This is a genomic window from Geobacillus sp. PK12, from assembly GCF_004123125.1.
Lineage (GTDB): Bacteria > Bacillota > Bacilli > Bacillales > Anoxybacillaceae > Geobacillus > Geobacillus zalihae.
The window spans coordinates 54488-69191 of the sequence record NZ_SDKL01000023.1 but is presented as its reverse complement, the minus strand read 5'-3'; the positions used below and the strand labels follow the sequence as shown (position 1 = coordinate 69191).

Genomic DNA, 14704 nt, shown 5'->3' with positions numbered 1-14704 from the left:
ATCGTTGAAGGAACGACACAGGCATGACCTGCGTCGTTGGGCAGCTGTCAACCTGCCCCTGATGCAACCCCAAGTCAAGGAAGGAGGACGAAGTCCGCTCGCACTTCTGGGGAGTTGCAAGCCCCCACTTCAAGCGTTAGCGAAGTGGGGGTAGTTGACGTCTAACCTGTTTAGGTGAGAATGGGAATAACAACTTTCGGTGAAGGTGTATAAGAGAGAGTTCACAAGATGCAAAGTCAGCGAAACACGTAAAAAGCCGCCCCGTAAATGGGGCGGCTTTTCCTTTTGGACCGCGCATGCGGCGGTCAGTTGAAAAATATTTTTGGCCGCACTTGAGTTCAAGGAACTCAAAGGGCATTATTTATCGTATGCTTGTTTTCCGAATCTCATGCAAAGAAAATAATAAAGCATTTTGACAGAAGTGTCAAGAACGGTTTTCTGGATCTTTTCTAAGTTTAGTGTACATCCTACGGATTTTTTCGTCAATCAAGTCCATTTGTTCGCTTGTTAATTTGAAAACGCCGTCTTTTGCTTTTTTGGGTTTGAAAATGCGAATTTTGCTTATAGGGCGCATTTGGTTTGGAATGGCCACTGCCTTTTTTTCGTTCAGTCCCTCAATCGTACCTAAAAAGACCGAGTCTTTATGTACATCCTGTTCTGTTTCGTTTTCGTCTAATGAAGATAAAGGAACGACGTTGACGACGGGATTGTTTTTTGAACTATCGCGAATGACAACAGCATAGTGCATGCCGCCGAATTCAGCGCCAACATTAAAGCCAAAATGCGCTAAAACGATTTCTGACCGCTTATAAGCTCTTAGGTAAGATGGGGCAAATGTTTCTTCCCAGACGAGATATTTGTTTTGTGTTTCAAGCCACTCAATAAATATTCTTCCCCGCTTTTCGTCCATATTCTCAATGATTTTTTGCAGTTCCATTAGCTGTCTATTCATTTCTCTTACCAAATCTTTATTCTCATGCAACTTTTTTAACAAGGCTTCTCCTCCCTTTCCATTATAATAGATGAACGAAATGTTGTCTCTTTAATGTTCAAATGCTTGGCGATCGCAGTCATGCTGTCTATGTCGGATTCGGCCATCATGATTTTTAAAGTGTGCTTAAGTCCTATGCCATCTAGAAATTTTTTCTAATATTTTCACTTACCAACAATTATAACACTAAAACATCGAATATTTTATAATATTCATCATTGAGCACCGTCTGATGTGAGATCGACACGCCCGCCGTGGATGTCCTTCATGGCTGCCTCCGTCATGCGGGAGAACATCACGAAGTTGACGTGGTACGTCAATACGAGCCCCCAGAATGTGCGGTGAAACGGCCATCCGGGACAAATCGACCTTCAGTTTGATGAGTGATGATGGAACCAAAGGGAGAAAGTCAAACAGGAACTCCCGGAATCGACACTGCAACTCGAAGGCTTGAGAATCTTGCTTGAAACGTCAGCGCTCCTTCTTGGTCATCCGGCGAAGATTGGCTTAGTAAAACGGGCAATCGTTGTTCTTGCACTTGTAGATGTGGTATTTTTTTGTGCTCTTTGATTTTCTCAAGCCGATTCTCGCCGACGAATATTTAGTGGACGAATACCGCCTCGGCGATGTCGTGATCGGCGATGAGGTGATGATCGGCGCGAACTCGACCATTTTGCCCGGCGTGGTGATCGGCGACCGCGCCGTCGTCACCGCGGGCACCGTCGTCCATCAAGACGTCCCGTCCGGGGCGATGGTCGCCGGCTGCCCGATGCGCATCGTCCGCCGGAATGAACCGCCTTCCGATTGAACGGGGGCGGTTTTCCATTTTGGAATAGGAAAAAAGGAAAGAAACAAAAAAGGAGAATTGCGGATTTTGACAAGATGGACTACCGCTATTTTTATTAGAAAGCAGATCACCGCCTATGCCGTGTGGAACGAAACGGACAAGCGCTTCTAGTTTTTTGAAGCGATCTTGTCCGTTTTGTTATTGGCAAAGCGTTTTCCCCTTGACGCTGTGGCCGCAAAGGAGTAAACTACTAATAACTTCACTTCTCTACCATATTAGCAAACTAAAGCATCTCGATAAAGGGCGTGGGGACATGGCAAAAAAGCTGTTTATGTTTGAAAAACCGTTAGGCATGCGCGATACGCTGCCGTTTTTATATGAGTTGAAAAAACAAGTGCGCTCGGTGATGGCGGAGGAAATTGAGCGCTGGGGGTACGAGTTTATTGAAACGCCGACGCTTGAGTATTATGAAACGGTCGGGGCGGCGTCGGCGATTGCCGATCATCGGCTGTTTAAGCTTCTCGACCAGCAAGGGCATACGCTCGTGCTTCGGCCGGATATGACGGCGCCGATCGCCCGGGTGGCGGCGTCAAGGCTTTATGAAGACGGCAATCCGCTCCGGTTGGCGTACAACGCCAATGTGTTCCGCGCCCAGCAGCGCGAAGGCGGGCGGCCGGCGGAGTTTGAGCAGATCGGTGTGGAGTTGATTGGCGACGGCACGGTGACGGCCGACGCCGAGGTCATCAGCTTAATGGTCGCGTTGTTGAAGCGCGTGGGGTTGGGCCGCTTTTCGGTGGCCATCGGCCATATCGGGTATGTCAATGCGCTGTTTTTGGAGATTTTAGGGAATGAGGAGCGGGCGAGTGTATTGCGCCGTTTTTTATATGAGAAAAATTACGTCGGTTACCGCGAACATGTGAAGTCGTGGCCGCTTTCGTCGATCGATCAAAAGCGGCTGTTGGATCTTCTTTCCTTGCGTGGCGGAACGGACGTGATCGAACAGGCGAAAACGCTCGTCACAAGCGAGGAGGGGCGGCGGTCGGCCGATGAGCTGGCGGCGCTCATGGCGGCGCTTCGGACGTACGGAGTGGCCGAGGAGGTGAAGCTCGATATGGCGCTTGTCAGCCATATGAGCTATTACACTGGCATTTTGTTTGAAGTGTACGCCGAGCAGGTTGGATTCCCGATCGGCAACGGCGGGCGGTATGATGATTTATTGGCGAAGTTCTCGCGCCCGGCGCCGGCGACGGGGTTTGGGTTGCGCGTCGATCGGTTGATTGAGGCGATTGGGGAAACGGATGTGCGCGATGACATCGAGTGCATCGTGTTCAGCCAAGAGCGGCTGGCGGAAGCGGTGGAATTGGCCGAAGCGAAACGGGCGGAAGGCAAGCGCGTCGTCTTGCAGCACATTGCCGGCATTCGTGATATTGACGCCTACAGCCAGCGCTACCGGTCGATCGTGTATTTGCTTGGCCGCAGCGGGCGCGATGGGCAGTGAACATAACAGAGAAGGGGCCGCCGGTTGGTCATCGACGCTGTTGAAAACGGCAGCGATTGGTGGGACAGAGCGGATGCGAAGAACGGACGGGAGAGGCTGCCCATGGCGGTGGAGAGCATGCGGTGTAATCGAGGACCAGCGCCGCATTTGACATGATGAGGAGCAAGGAGGAAGAATGATGCTGACGATTGCCATGCCAAAAGGGCGCATTTTTGAAGAGGCGGTCGAGTTGCTGCGGCGAGCGGATTATGCGCTGCCGCCGGAATTTACCGAGTCGCGCAAGCTCGTCATTGATGTGCCAGAGGAAAACATGCGCTTTATTTTGGCGAAACCGATGGATGTCGTCACCTATGTCGAGCATGGGGTCGCGGATTTGGGCATTGCCGGCAAGGACGTGCTGATGGAAGAAGAACGGGATGTGTACGAACTGCTCGATTTGCACATCAGCCGCTGCCATTTGGCGGTCGCCGGGCTGCCCGGCGCCAAGATGAACGAGATCGCACCAAGGGTGGCGACGAAATACCCGAACATCGCGTCAACGTATTTTCGCGAGCAAGGCGAGCAAGTCGAAATCATCCGCCTGAACGGATCCATTGAACTCGCCCCGCTGATCGGCCTTGCCGACCGGATCGTGGACATCGTTTCCACGGGGCGGACGCTCAGAGAAAACGGGCTTGTCGAGCTTGAACGGATCGCCGAGGTGACGTCGCGCCTGATTGTCAACCCGGCGAGCTACCGGCTAAACGGCGGGGACATTGAACGGTTGGTCGACCGATTGGCGGCGGTCATTCCCCAGCCGTAGGAAAAAAGGTGTGACAGAGCGGAAATGGGCGGTTTCCGAAGAATGGGTTGGTGGAGATTCGGGAATGGCGGAGCGGCGTTGACAACGCCGTTGGAAAATAGCATATAGATGCAACGAAGAAGTTTAACATATCCTTGACGGAAAAGCGGTTTGTCCATTTTCGACTGTCGGAGGCAAGCCACAGGCTTGCCTCCGTCACGCCAAGGCGTGACGGAGGATCGAACAACCGCCTGCTTCACAGACCCATATATGGGTCTTTAAGCGGTGTTGTTCGGTCGTCCGACAGTCGATCAAATACTCGGTAAAAGCTGCAAATGGTAAAGCTTCAAATTGTATCTATACAGATTGCCAATGGACGAAAACCGATGGACGTCACAGAAAGGGGAGCGAACGATGAAAATCGAACGGATCCGAGGCGGCGTTTCGCTGCGGCGCACGATTGAAAGCGGAACGGAGGAGCAGCGGCGCGCGGTGCTTGATATCATCGCCAACGTGCGCGCCCGCGGCGATGCGGTGCTCAAAGAATATACAGAACGGTTTGACGGCGTAAGCTTGGATTCGCTCAAGGTGACGGAAGAGGAAATGAAGCGCGCGCATGCGGCGATGGACGCGGAGATGCTGGAGATCATTCGCCAAGCGGCGGCGAACATTCGCGACTACCATGAGCGGCAAAAGCGCGAATCATGGTGGATGACGAAAGAAGACGGCACCATTCTCGGACAAAAGGTGACGCCGCTCGATGCGGTCGGGTTGTACGTGCCAGGCGGGACGGCCGCTTATCCGTCGTCTGTGCTGATGAACGTTATTCCCGCACAAGTGGCGGGGGTGAAACGGATTGTCATCACCTCGCCGCCAAACAAAGACGGCACGCTCCCGGCTGGGGTGCTGGCCGCCGCCTATGAACTCGGCGTGACGGAAATTTACAAAGTCGGCGGCGCGCAGGCGATCGCCGCGCTTGCTTACGGGACGGAAACGATCCGGCCGGTTGACAAAATTTTCGGGCCGGGCAATATTTATGTGGCATTGGCGAAGCGGGAAGTGTTCGGGCATGTGGCGATCGACATGATCGCAGGGCCGAGCGAAATTGTTGTGCTGGCGGATGAAACGGCCCGACCGGATGAGATTGCGGCCGATTTGTTGTCGCAAGCCGAGCATGACGTGCGGGCGTCGGCCATTTTGGTGACGCCGTCGATGAAATTGGCGCTGGCGGTGGCGAGCGAAGTCGAACGGCAGCTTGAAACGCTGCCGCGCCGCGACATTGCCCAAGCGGCGCTTGAGAACTACGGCGCCATTTACGTCACCGAGACGCTTGAGGAAGCGGTCGATGTTGTGAACGAACTGGCGCCGGAGCATTTGGAAGTGATGACGGCGGAACCGCTCGCGCTGCTCGGCCGGCTCCGCCATGCGGGAGCGATGTTTTTCGGCCGCTTCAGCTCCGAGCCGGTCGGCGACTATTTCGCCGGGCCGAACCACGTGCTGCCGACGAACGGTACGGCAAGGTTTTCAAGCGGCTTGAGCGTTGATGAGTTTGTGAAAAAATCAAGCGTGATCGTTTACAGCGAAGCCGCATTGAAACAACATGGAGAAAAAATCGCCGCCTTTGCCCGCCTCGAGGGGCTGGAGGCGCACGCGCGCGCCATTGAGGTGCGGCTCGAGAAAGGGGAATGAATGATGGCAAGGGAAGCAACGATCGCAAGAACGACGAACGAGACGAGCATTCAGTTATCGCTTTCGTTGGATGGCGAAGGGAAGGCGGAACTGGAAACGGGCGTGCCGTTTTTAACCCATATGCTCGATTTGTTCGCCAAGCACGGCCAGTTCGATTTGCACATTGAGGCCAAAGGCGACACGCATATTGACGACCACCATACGACGGAAGACATCGGCATTTGCCTCGGGCAGGCGATCAAGGAAGCGCTTGGCGACAAAAAAGGAATCAAGCGGTACGGCAACGCGTTTGTGCCGATGGATGACGCCTTGGCGCAAGTTGTGATCGACTTGAGCAATCGCCCGCATTTTGAGTTTCGCGGCGAGTTTCCGGCAGCGAAAGTCGGCGCGTTTGATGTCGAGCTCGTGCATGAGTTTTTATGGAAACTGGCGCTTGAAGCGCGGATGAACTTGCATGTCATCGTCCATTACGGGCGCAATACGCACCATATGATCGAAGCGGTGTTTAAGGCGCTCGGGCGGGCGTTGGATGAAGCAACGATGATCGACCCGCGCGTCAAAGGCGTTCCGTCGACAAAAGGGATGCTGTAGACGATGGAGTGCGGCGCCCCCCGTGGGGAAAGAGTTCCGCAGGCGCAGGAAAGGCGGTCGGATCGAGGCAGCGCTTCCTGCGGGAAAAGCTCCATGGATGCAGGAAAGGCGACCGGATGCCAAGGAGAGGTTTGCACATGGAAGGAGCGCCGTAAAAAAGCATGCCGCCATACCGTTGTTCATTGAACAAGGGGATGGGCATGGATCAGGGAAGAAAGGAATGGGATGACGATGATCGGGATCATCGACTATGGCATGGGCAACTTATACAGCGTCAGCAAAGCGCTCGAGCGGCTCGGCTGTCCGTATGTCCTAAGCGGCGACAAAGAGGAGCTCGAGCAGGCGCGCGGGCTGATTTTGCCCGGTGTCGGCTCGTTTCGCGATGCGATGCACATTTTAAATGAGACAGGCCTAGCTGCTTTCATCCGTTCGGCGGTTGAAAACGGCACGCCGCTGCTCGGCATTTGTTTAGGGATGCAGCTGTTGTTTGACGAAAGCGAAGAAAACGGGCCGACAAAAGGGCTTGGCTTGCTTCGCGGCCGCGTCGTCCGCTTTCCGGGCGTCACGAAAACCGGCGAGCCATACAAAGTGCCGCACATGGGCTGGAACCGGCTCCGCTTTCATCGTCCGTCGCCGCTCCTTCGTGGCGTCGAGGAAGGGCATGTCTATTTTGTCCATTCGTATTATGTCATTCCAGGGGATGAGGACGTCGTGCTCGCGAGCAGTGAATATGACGTTGATGTTCCGGCGATCGTCGGGCGCGGCTGTGTGTTTGGCACACAGTTTCATCCGGAAAAAAGCGGTGCGGTCGGCATGAGCATCTTGAACAATTATGTCGGCATCGCCACGGGAAGGGGGAACGGCTGATGGCGGCGTTTACGATTTATCCGGCGGTCGATATGCGCGGCGGCAAGTGCGTCCGCCTGCTGCAAGGCGATTACAACAAAGAAACGGTGTACGGCGATTCGCCGGTCGCGATGGCCGAGCAATTCGCCGCTCAAGGGGCGGAGTGGATTCATATGGTCGATTTGGACGGAGCGAAAGAAGGGCGCCGCGTCAACGACCGGTTTGTCATTGAAGCGGCCCGTCGTCTTTCCGTCCATGTGCAAGTGGGCGGCGGCATCCGGACGGAAGAGGATATCGTGCATTATTTAGAAAATGGGGTCGCCCGCGTCATTTTAGGAAGTGCGGCCATTTCCGACCCGCCGTTTGTGAAAAAGATGCTCCAAAAATACGGCCGCCGCATCGTGATTGGCATTGACGCCCGCGACGGCTTCGTGGCGACGGAAGGGTGGCTTGCGACGTCGAACGTCAAGGCGGAAGAGCTCGGGCGGATGCTCGCTGAGGCGGGGGCGGAGACGTTTATCTTTACGGACATTGCAACGGACGGCACGCTGTCGGGCCCGAACATCGCCGCCGCGGTCCGGTTGGCCGAGGCGACGGGAAAAGAAGTGATCGCTTCTGGCGGCGTCAGCTCGCTTGACGATTTGCGCGCGCTCTGCCAATATGCTGGACAAGGCATCGGCGGCGCGATCGTCGGCAAGGCGCTTTATACGAATCAGTTTACGCTCGCGGAAGCGCTCAAGGCGGTGAACGAGCGATGATCACGAAGCGCATCATCCCGTGCCTCGATGTGAAAGACGGGCGCGTCGTCAAAGGAGTGCAATTTGTCCAGCTGCGCGATGCCGGCGATCCGGTGGAGCTCGCGAAGGCGTACGATGAGCAAGGGGCGGACGAGCTCGTGTTTTTGGACATTTCCGCTTCCCATGAAGGGCGGAAAACGATGGTCGATGTCGTCGAGCGCGTCGCCGCCCAGCTAGCGATTCCGTTTACGGTCGGCGGCGGCATCCACTCGCTTGAGGATATGAAGCGGATGCTTCGCGCCGGGGCCGACAAAGTGTCGCTCAACACCGCCGCGGTGCTCCATCCGACCTTGATCACCGAAGGGGCGGACTTTTTCGGCTCGCAATGCATCGTCGTCGCCATTGACGCGAAATACGATGAAACGCTTGGTTCATGGCGCGTCTATACGCACGGCGGCCGCAACGCCACGAACTGGGAAGTCGTCGCTTGGGCGCAGGAAGCGGTCCGTCTTGGCGCCGGGGAGATTTTGCTGACGAGCATGGACGCGGACGGCGGCAAAAACGGTTTTGATATTGAGTTGACGCGGCGGGTGAGCGAAGCGGTCCCGATTCCGGTCATCGCCTCGGGCGGCGCCGGCAAGGCGGAGCATTTCCTCGAAGCGTTCGAAAAAGGGAAAGCAGACGCGGCGCTGGCGGCATCGATTTTCCATTACAAAGAAACGTCGGTCGGACAAGTGAAAGCGTACTTGAAAGAAAGAGGGGTGAACGTGCGATGACGGCGGACATTCGCTTTGATGAAAAAGGGCTTGTACCTGCCATCGTCCAAGATGCGCAAAGCAAGGAAGTGCTCACGCTTGCCTATATGAACAAAGAGTCGCTTAAAAAAACGCTGGAGACCGGAGAAACATGGTTTTACAGCCGCTCGCGCCAAGAACTATGGCATAAAGGGGCGACATCTGGAAACGTGCAGCGCGTTGTTGACATCCGCTACGACTGCGACGCCGACGCCCTGCTCGTTCTCGTCGAGCCGGCCGGCCCGGCTTGCCATACCGGGTCGTATTCCTGTTTTTCCCGCTCGCTGGACGGCGCGGCGCGCACGCCGGCGGCCGACCGGTTCGCGATTTTGCATGAGCTTGAACAAATCATCGCCCAGCGCGACGCCGAACGGCCGGAAGGGTCGTACACGACGTACTTGTTTGAAAAAGGCGTCGATAAAATTTTGAAGAAAGTCGGCGAAGAAGCGGCGGAAGTCATCATCGCGGCGAAAAACCGGAGCCATGACGAATTGAAATGGGAAGCGGCCGACTTGTTGTACCATTTGCTTGTACTGTTGCGCGAACAAAAGCTGCCGCTTGACGCGGTGCTTGCGACGCTTGCCGAGCGGCACGCGCAAAAGGTGGAAGCGAGCGACAAAAAATAACAAGATGGTTAGGTGAGAAAAAGGAACGTCTGCCATCGCGCCGGCGTTCCTTTTTTGCACGGAAAAACCGCATTCCTAAAGTTTCTTGCTTGTTTTCGCCGCCGATATGGTATACTGTTGTTCGACGAATTTTACGGACGACGGAGGACAGAATGGGAAAACAACTGAAGCGATCATCACGAAAAGCGACGATTGTACCGTTCATCCAAAGCGGAGATTACTTTTTTAAAAAAGGAATGAAAGCATACGACCGAGGCGATTTGGAAAAGGCGAGGAAATATTTTGAGCGCGCCGTCCGTTTGGATGAGCGCGACGCCTCATTCGCCTTGCAGCTTGCCCTTGTGCTGTCGGAGCTTGGTGAATATCAATTTTCCAATCAATGGCTGTTCAAAATTATCCATGATTTGGACGAAACGATGTACGACTGTTTGTATTTTTTGGCGAACAATTTCGCCTGCCTCGGCTTGTTTCGTGAAGCAAGGCAATACGCGGAGCGTTATTTGGCGCATGAGCCGGCCGGAGAGTTTGCCGACGATGCTGCTGACTTGCTTGAGCTGCTTCGGCTCGATGGCTCGGAATGGACGGAAGAAGAGGAGCAGCTGATGGTGCTGGAGGATCGGGCCCGCCGTTTGCTTGAGGAGGAGCGGTTTGCGGAAGCGATTGAAGCGCTTGAAGCGCTCGTCGTGCGCTATCCGGACGTTTGGTCGGCGCATAACAACTTGGCGCTTGCTTATTTTTACAGCGGCGATGTCGACAAAGCGAAACAGAAAGTGCGTGAAGTGCTCAAACGCGATCCCGGCAATTTGCATGCGCTTTGCAACGCGCTTGTCTTCGCCTATTACTTGCGTGAGGAAGAACAGGCGGCCGCGCTTTGCGAGACGCTGGCCGGTTTGTATCCGTTTTTTCGCGAGCATCAATACAAGCTCGGGGCGACATTCGCGCTTGTTGGGCGGTTCGATTTGGCGTTCCGTTGGCTGCACCGTTTGTATAAACAAGGCTTTGGCGGTGATGGGCCATTTTATTATTGGCTCGCTTGCGCTGCCTACTATACTGGCCATGAGCCGCTCGCTCGGCAAATGTGGGAGGTGCTTGCCACCCTCCATCCCGAAAAACGGGGTGAGGAGCCGTGGGCCGTTTCAGCGCCGGTGGATGAGGCGCTTATCCGCTTGATGGCTTGGCTGGAGGGCGACGAGCTGGCCGACCGTCTGTACGGATTGTACTTGTTCAGCCGCTCGCCGCAGGCGAAAGAGCCATCGATGTCGCTTGCGGTATGCCGCCTCTTGCCGTCTGATCCCCGTCTGCGCCCGTTTATCGACTGCTTTTTGTTCGGCTTAACCGACGGCCCGTCCGCTTGGGCGGCGAACATCGGCCGCATGGTCGATGCGCTTTCGGCGCATAATGAGGAAAAGGAAGCGCTCTGCCGCTTCGCCTTCGCGATGGCCGTCCATCCGTCGGCTGATCGCGAGCCATTTGCGAACGGAGCCGCGTGGGCGGCGGCGATCGAATACATGTGGCGCCGACAGCAAGGAGAGCGTGTGACGCAAAGAGAGATGGCGGCCAAATACGGCGTTTCGGCGGCGACGGTGCAAAAATACGTGCAAAAAGCGCGCCGGCTCTATACATGAGCAAATCAATAGACAGGGCGAATCGACTTCTATACGATGAAAATGGAAGGATTCTCAAGCGAGGGAGTGGACGGTGTGGCAGACGAAAAAATTTACGATGTCATTATTGCCGGAGCCGGGCCGGCTGGGCTGACGGCGGCTGTCTATACATCGCGCGCCAATTTGTCGACGCTGATGATCGAGCGCGGCGTCCCGGGCGGGCAGATGGTCAACACTGAGGAAGTCGAGAACTATCCTGGCTTTGAAACGATTTTAGGCCCGGAATTGGCGACGAAAATGTTTGAGCATGCGAAAAAATTCGGCGCGGAGTACGCATACGGCGATGTGAAAGAAATCATCGACGGCGAGGCGTACAAAACGGTCATCGTCGGCGACAAAGAGTACAAGGCCCGCGCGGTCATCATCGCCACCGGAGCGGAATATAAAAAACTCGGCGTACCGGGTGAAGCGGAGCTCGGCGGCCGCGGCGTTTCGTACTGTGCGGTGTGCGACGGGGCGTTTTTCAAAGGGAAAGATTTGGTCGTCGTGGGCGGGGGCGACTCGGCGGTCGAAGAGGGCGTCTATTTGACGCGGTTTGCCAATAAAGTGACGATCGTTCACCGCCGCGACAAGCTGCGGGCGCAAAAAATTTTGCAAGACCGGGCGTTCGCCAATGAAAAAATTGATTTCATCTGGAACCATACGGTGAAACAAATCAACGAAAAGGACGGAAAAGTCGGCAGCGTGACGCTTGTGCATACGCAAACGGGCGAGGAGCGCGAATTTCCGTGCGACGGCGTTTTCATTTACATCGGGATGGTGCCGCTCTCGAAGCCGTTTGCCAATCTTGGCATCACGAATGAAAACGGCTATATCGTCACGAACGAAAAGATGGAGACGAAAGTGCCGGGCATTTTCGCCGCCGGTGATGTGCGGGAAAAAACGCTCCGGCAAATCGTGACGGCTACCGGCGACGGCAGCATCGCCGCGCAAAGCGCCCAGCATTACGTTGAGGAACTGAAAGAAAAGCTCAATAAGCAAGGGGTCAGCTGATCCGGTAACCAAATCGCAATCAAATCGTAATGGTTATTTAACCCAGATGTAACACGGGCGCAACACATTTGTCGTATGCTATAAGTAAGTAATTGACCCCCTTTTATATAGATCCTTGATTCGGCGCGGGCGTTTGTCCGCGTCTCTTTTTTCTTTGCCTGCGCGCTTGCATCCTGCCGCCCCGCTCGAAACGGCGGGGGATGGCGTCTTTCGGCTGGAAGCGGAATGTTGGGCCCCCGAGGTTTTTGCAGACGGGAAGCGGACGGTTTCCAGCGGTTTGAAGGTGGAGCGGCCTAACTATTTATGGTAAAATAAAGATGATTATGTGCGTGTTTGCGGATGGTTGGGGTGAACGAATTGCAACGGGTGACAAACTGCGTATTATATAAAGACGGCCAAGTGCTGCTGTTGCAAAAGCCGAGGCGCGGCTGGTGGGTCGCTCCGGGCGGGAAAATGGAGCCCGGCGAGACGGTGCGTGAAGCATGCATTCGTGAATACCGGGAAGAGACGGGCATTTATTTGAAAAATCCAGAGCTGAAAGGCGTCTTTACGATCGTGATGAAAAATGGGAATGAAACAGTGTCGGAGTGGATGATGTTTACGTTTTTCGCCGACGACTTCATTGGCGAAAACGTGCCGTCTTCCGAAGAAGGGACGCTTGCTTGGCATCAGGTGGAGACGCTTTCGACGCTGCCGATGGCCCCTGGCGACTATCATATTTTGGACTACGCCTTGAAAGGCAAAGGGGTTATGTACGGGGTGTTTGTGTATACAGAGGAGTTTGAACTGCTTTCGTATCGATTGGATCCGAGTTGATGGAGAGGAGAGACGACAATGGGGCAAAATGGGGCGCTGCAGCCGATTCAGCTCGTCATCATCACCGGCATGTCCGGCGCGGGAAAGACGGTGGCGATTCAAAGCTTCGAAGACCTCGGCTTTTTTTGTATTGACAACTTGCCGCCGACGCTGCTGCCGAAATTTTTGGAGCTCGTCAAAGAATCCGGGAATAAAATGAACAAAGTCGCCCTTGTCATGGATTTGCGCAGCCGCGACTTTTTCGATCATTTGTTCGCTGCGCTCGATGAGTTGGCTGAGCAGGCATGGGTCGTCCCCCAGGTGTTGTTTTTGGACGCCCAAGATTCGACATTGGTGGCCCGCTACAAAGAAACGCGGCGGACGCATCCGCTTGCGCCGAACGAGCCCCCGCTTGAAGGAATCCGTTTGGAGCGGAAGCTGCTCGAAGAACTGAAAGGACGGGCGCAGATCATTTACGATACGACGGGGCTCAAGCCGCGCGAGCTGCGGGAGAAAATCATCCGCCAGTTCTCATCGCATGCTCAATCCGGGTTTACCATCAACGTCATGTCGTTTGGGTTTAAGTACGGCATTCCGATTGATGCGGATTTGGTGTTTGACGTCCGCTTTTTGCCGAACCCGCATTACATTGAACATATGCGGCCGAAAACCGGGTTGGATGACGACGTATCGTCCTACGTGCTCAAGTGGGGGGAAACGCAAAAGTTTTTGGAAAAGCTCATTGATTTGTTGTCGTTTATGTTGCCGTATTACCAGCGAGAAGGAAAAAGCCAGCTGGTGATCGCCATCGGCTGCACGGGCGGCCAGCACCGTTCGGTGGCGCTCGCAGAATATATCGCCCGCCATTTTTCGGCCGACTATAAAACTGTTGTCTCGCACCGGGACATGGAGAGGAGAAAGGACATACACCGATGAGGAACGAACGAGCAGCGAAACTGGTCGTCATCGGCGGCGGCACCGGGCTTCCCGTGCTGCTGAGGGGGCTGAAGCAGCATGAATTGGATTTGACCGCCATTGTCACGGTCGCCGATGACGGCGGAAGTTCCGGGCGGCTGCGGGATGAACTGCACATTCCGCCGCCCGGGGATGTCCGCAACGTATTGGCCGCGCTGTCTGACGTCGAACCGCTCATTGTCGAGCTGTTCCAGCACCGTTTTCAAAACGGCAACGGCTTATCCGGCCATTCGCTCGGCAATTTGATTTTGGCGGCGCTCACATCGATCACCGGCGACTTTGTGAAAGCGATCCGTGAGATGAGCAAAGTGTTGAACGTGCGCGGCCAGGTTCTGCCGGCGGCGAACAAGAGCGTCGTATTGCACGCGGAGATGGAAGATGGTTCCATTGTCTCTGGCGAGTCAAAAATCCCGAGTGCGGGAAAAAAAATTAAGAGGGTGTTTTTAACGCCGGAAGACATTGAGCCGCTGCCGGAGACGGTTGATGCCATCCGCCGCGCCGATTTGATTGTCATCGGGCCGGGCAGCCTATACACAAGCATCTTGCCGAATTTGCTCGTGCCGAAAATCGGGCAGGAAGTATGCAAGGCGAAGGCGAAAAAAGTATATATATGCAACATTATGACTCAGGCCGGCGAGACGCCGCACTATACGGTGAGCGACCATGTGGAGGCGCTTCATGCTCATCTTGGCGGCCCGTTTTTGGACGCGGTGATCATCAACAGCGGAGCGATCCCGGAAGCGATCCGCCGCCGCTACGAGGCGGAGCGGGCCGAGCCGGTGCGTGACGACAGCAGCGGGCTTTCGTTGCAAGTCATCCGCGACGATATTGTCACGTACGAGGATGGGGTCATTCGCCATAATACGGCGAAAGTCGCCGCCCTTCTTCTCGGGCTTCTCCCTCACCGTTAAAGGCGGGACCCGAGTAGGCCGCAAAG

The 14704-nt window shown here is 55.1% G+C and carries 14 protein-coding genes and 2 pseudogenes; 14 read left to right on the top strand and 2 right to left on the bottom strand.

Going from position 1 to position 14704, the window contains the following annotated elements:
* Positions 1–424 precede the first annotated feature (424 nt).
* Positions 425–994: a type II toxin-antitoxin system PemK/MazF family toxin gene (locus ETR37_RS09815; protein ID WP_015375798.1), complete on the bottom strand. Its 570-nt coding sequence runs from the start codon at positions 992–994 to the stop codon at positions 425–427.
* A 214-nt stretch (positions 995–1208) separates the two neighbouring features.
* Positions 1209–1570, bottom strand: a pseudogene (locus ETR37_RS20800) (DDE-type integrase/transposase/recombinase); the annotation flags it as partial.
* 4 nt (positions 1571–1574) lie between these two features.
* On the opposite strand from ETR37_RS20800, the pseudogene ETR37_RS09805 reads away from it, so the two are divergent.
* From ETR37_RS09805 to ETR37_RS09740, 14 genes and pseudogenes are all read left to right on the top strand, one after another.
* A pseudogene (locus ETR37_RS09805) lies at positions 1575–1799 on the top strand (acyltransferase); the annotation flags it as partial.
* A 292-nt stretch (positions 1800–2091) separates the two neighbouring features.
* The gene (locus ETR37_RS09800) at positions 2092–3276 is read left to right on the top strand and encodes an ATP phosphoribosyltransferase regulatory subunit (RefSeq protein WP_129447201.1); all 1185 of its coding nucleotides are present in this window, start codon (positions 2092–2094) and stop codon (positions 3274–3276) included.
* Between the two features lie 178 nt (positions 3277–3454).
* A complete protein-coding gene (gene hisG / locus ETR37_RS09795) occupies positions 3455–4078 on the top strand; it encodes an ATP phosphoribosyltransferase (protein WP_015375795.1) in 624 nt (207 codons plus the stop codon).
* 393 nt (positions 4079–4471) lie between these two features.
* Positions 4472–5746 carry a histidinol dehydrogenase gene (hisD, locus tag ETR37_RS09790; protein ID WP_033006003.1) on the top strand — a complete coding sequence of 425 codons (1275 nt, stop codon included), beginning with the start codon at positions 4472–4474 and terminating at the stop codon, positions 5744–5746.
* Positions 5747–5749: 3 nt separating this feature from the next.
* Entirely contained in the window at positions 5750–6337 is a 588-nt protein-coding gene (gene hisB, locus ETR37_RS09785) for an imidazoleglycerol-phosphate dehydratase HisB (protein ID WP_013146382.1), read from the top strand.
* Between the two features lie 225 nt (positions 6338–6562).
* A complete protein-coding gene (gene hisH, locus ETR37_RS09780) occupies positions 6563–7204 on the top strand; it encodes an imidazole glycerol phosphate synthase subunit HisH (protein ID WP_015375792.1) in 642 nt (213 codons plus the stop codon).
* Positions 7204–7941: a 1-(5-phosphoribosyl)-5-[(5-phosphoribosylamino)methylideneamino]imidazole-4-carboxamide isomerase gene (gene hisA / locus ETR37_RS09775; RefSeq protein WP_015375791.1), complete on the top strand. Its 738-nt coding sequence runs from the start codon at positions 7204–7206 to the stop codon at positions 7939–7941. Before hisH ends, hisA begins: the two co-directional genes overlap by 1 nt.
* Entirely contained in the window at positions 7938–8696 is a 759-nt protein-coding gene (gene hisF, locus ETR37_RS09770; RefSeq protein WP_060788258.1) for an imidazole glycerol phosphate synthase subunit HisF, read from the top strand. The genes hisA and hisF overlap by 4 nt, the downstream gene beginning before the upstream one ends.
* On the top strand, positions 8693–9340 hold the full coding sequence (hisIE, locus tag ETR37_RS09765) for a bifunctional phosphoribosyl-AMP cyclohydrolase/phosphoribosyl-ATP diphosphatase HisIE (RefSeq protein ID WP_015375790.1): 648 nt from the start codon (positions 8693–8695) through the stop codon (positions 9338–9340). The genes hisF and hisIE overlap by 4 nt, the downstream gene beginning before the upstream one ends.
* Positions 9341–9492: 152 nt before the next feature.
* Complete coding sequence (locus ETR37_RS09760) at positions 9493–10965, top strand: tetratricopeptide repeat protein (protein ID WP_129447200.1); 1473 nt, start codon at positions 9493–9495, stop codon at positions 10963–10965.
* Positions 10966–11040: 75 nt separating this feature from the next.
* The gene (gene trxB / locus ETR37_RS09755; protein WP_021321638.1) at positions 11041–11997 is read left to right on the top strand and encodes a thioredoxin-disulfide reductase; all 957 of its coding nucleotides are present in this window, start codon (positions 11041–11043) and stop codon (positions 11995–11997) included.
* Between the two features lie 339 nt (positions 11998–12336).
* Complete coding sequence (locus ETR37_RS09750; RefSeq protein WP_014196721.1) at positions 12337–12813, top strand: NUDIX hydrolase; 477 nt, start codon at positions 12337–12339, stop codon at positions 12811–12813.
* 18 nt (positions 12814–12831) lie between these two features.
* Positions 12832–13728: an RNase adapter RapZ gene (gene rapZ / locus ETR37_RS09745; RefSeq protein ID WP_013146374.1), complete on the top strand. Its 897-nt coding sequence runs from the start codon at positions 12832–12834 to the stop codon at positions 13726–13728.
* A complete protein-coding gene (locus tag ETR37_RS09740; protein ID WP_013146373.1) occupies positions 13725–14678 on the top strand; it encodes a gluconeogenesis factor YvcK family protein in 954 nt (317 codons plus the stop codon). The genes rapZ and ETR37_RS09740 overlap by 4 nt, the downstream gene beginning before the upstream one ends.
* The last annotated feature ends 26 nt before the right edge of the window (positions 14679–14704 follow it).

Bases quoted from the DNA above. Each gene is read 5' to 3' on its own strand.
- hisF (WP_060788258.1), top strand. From the start codon at position 7,938: ATGATCACGAAGCGCATCATCCCGTGCCTCGATGTGAAAGACGGGCGC.
- hisB (WP_013146382.1), top strand. From the start codon at position 5,750: ATGGCAAGGGAAGCAACGATCGCAAGAACGACGAACGAGACGAGCATT.
- hisG (WP_015375795.1), top strand. From the start codon at position 3,455: ATGCTGACGATTGCCATGCCAAAAGGGCGCATTTTTGAAGAGGCGGTC.
- ETR37_RS09800 (WP_129447201.1), top strand. From the start codon at position 2,092: ATGGCAAAAAAGCTGTTTATGTTTGAAAAACCGTTAGGCATGCGCGAT.
- ETR37_RS09750 (WP_014196721.1), top strand. From the start codon at position 12,337: ATGGTTGGGGTGAACGAATTGCAACGGGTGACAAACTGCGTATTATAT.
- rapZ (WP_013146374.1), top strand. From the start codon at position 12,832: ATGGGGCAAAATGGGGCGCTGCAGCCGATTCAGCTCGTCATCATCACC.
- hisIE (WP_015375790.1), top strand. From the start codon at position 8,693: ATGACGGCGGACATTCGCTTTGATGAAAAAGGGCTTGTACCTGCCATC.
- ETR37_RS09740 (WP_013146373.1), top strand. From the start codon at position 13,725: ATGAGGAACGAACGAGCAGCGAAACTGGTCGTCATCGGCGGCGGCACC.
- hisH (WP_015375792.1), top strand. From the start codon at position 6,563: ATGACGATGATCGGGATCATCGACTATGGCATGGGCAACTTATACAGC.
- hisD (WP_033006003.1), top strand. From the start codon at position 4,472: ATGAAAATCGAACGGATCCGAGGCGGCGTTTCGCTGCGGCGCACGATT.
- hisA (WP_015375791.1), top strand. From the start codon at position 7,204: ATGGCGGCGTTTACGATTTATCCGGCGGTCGATATGCGCGGCGGCAAG.
- ETR37_RS09760 (WP_129447200.1), top strand. From the start codon at position 9,493: ATGGGAAAACAACTGAAGCGATCATCACGAAAAGCGACGATTGTACCG.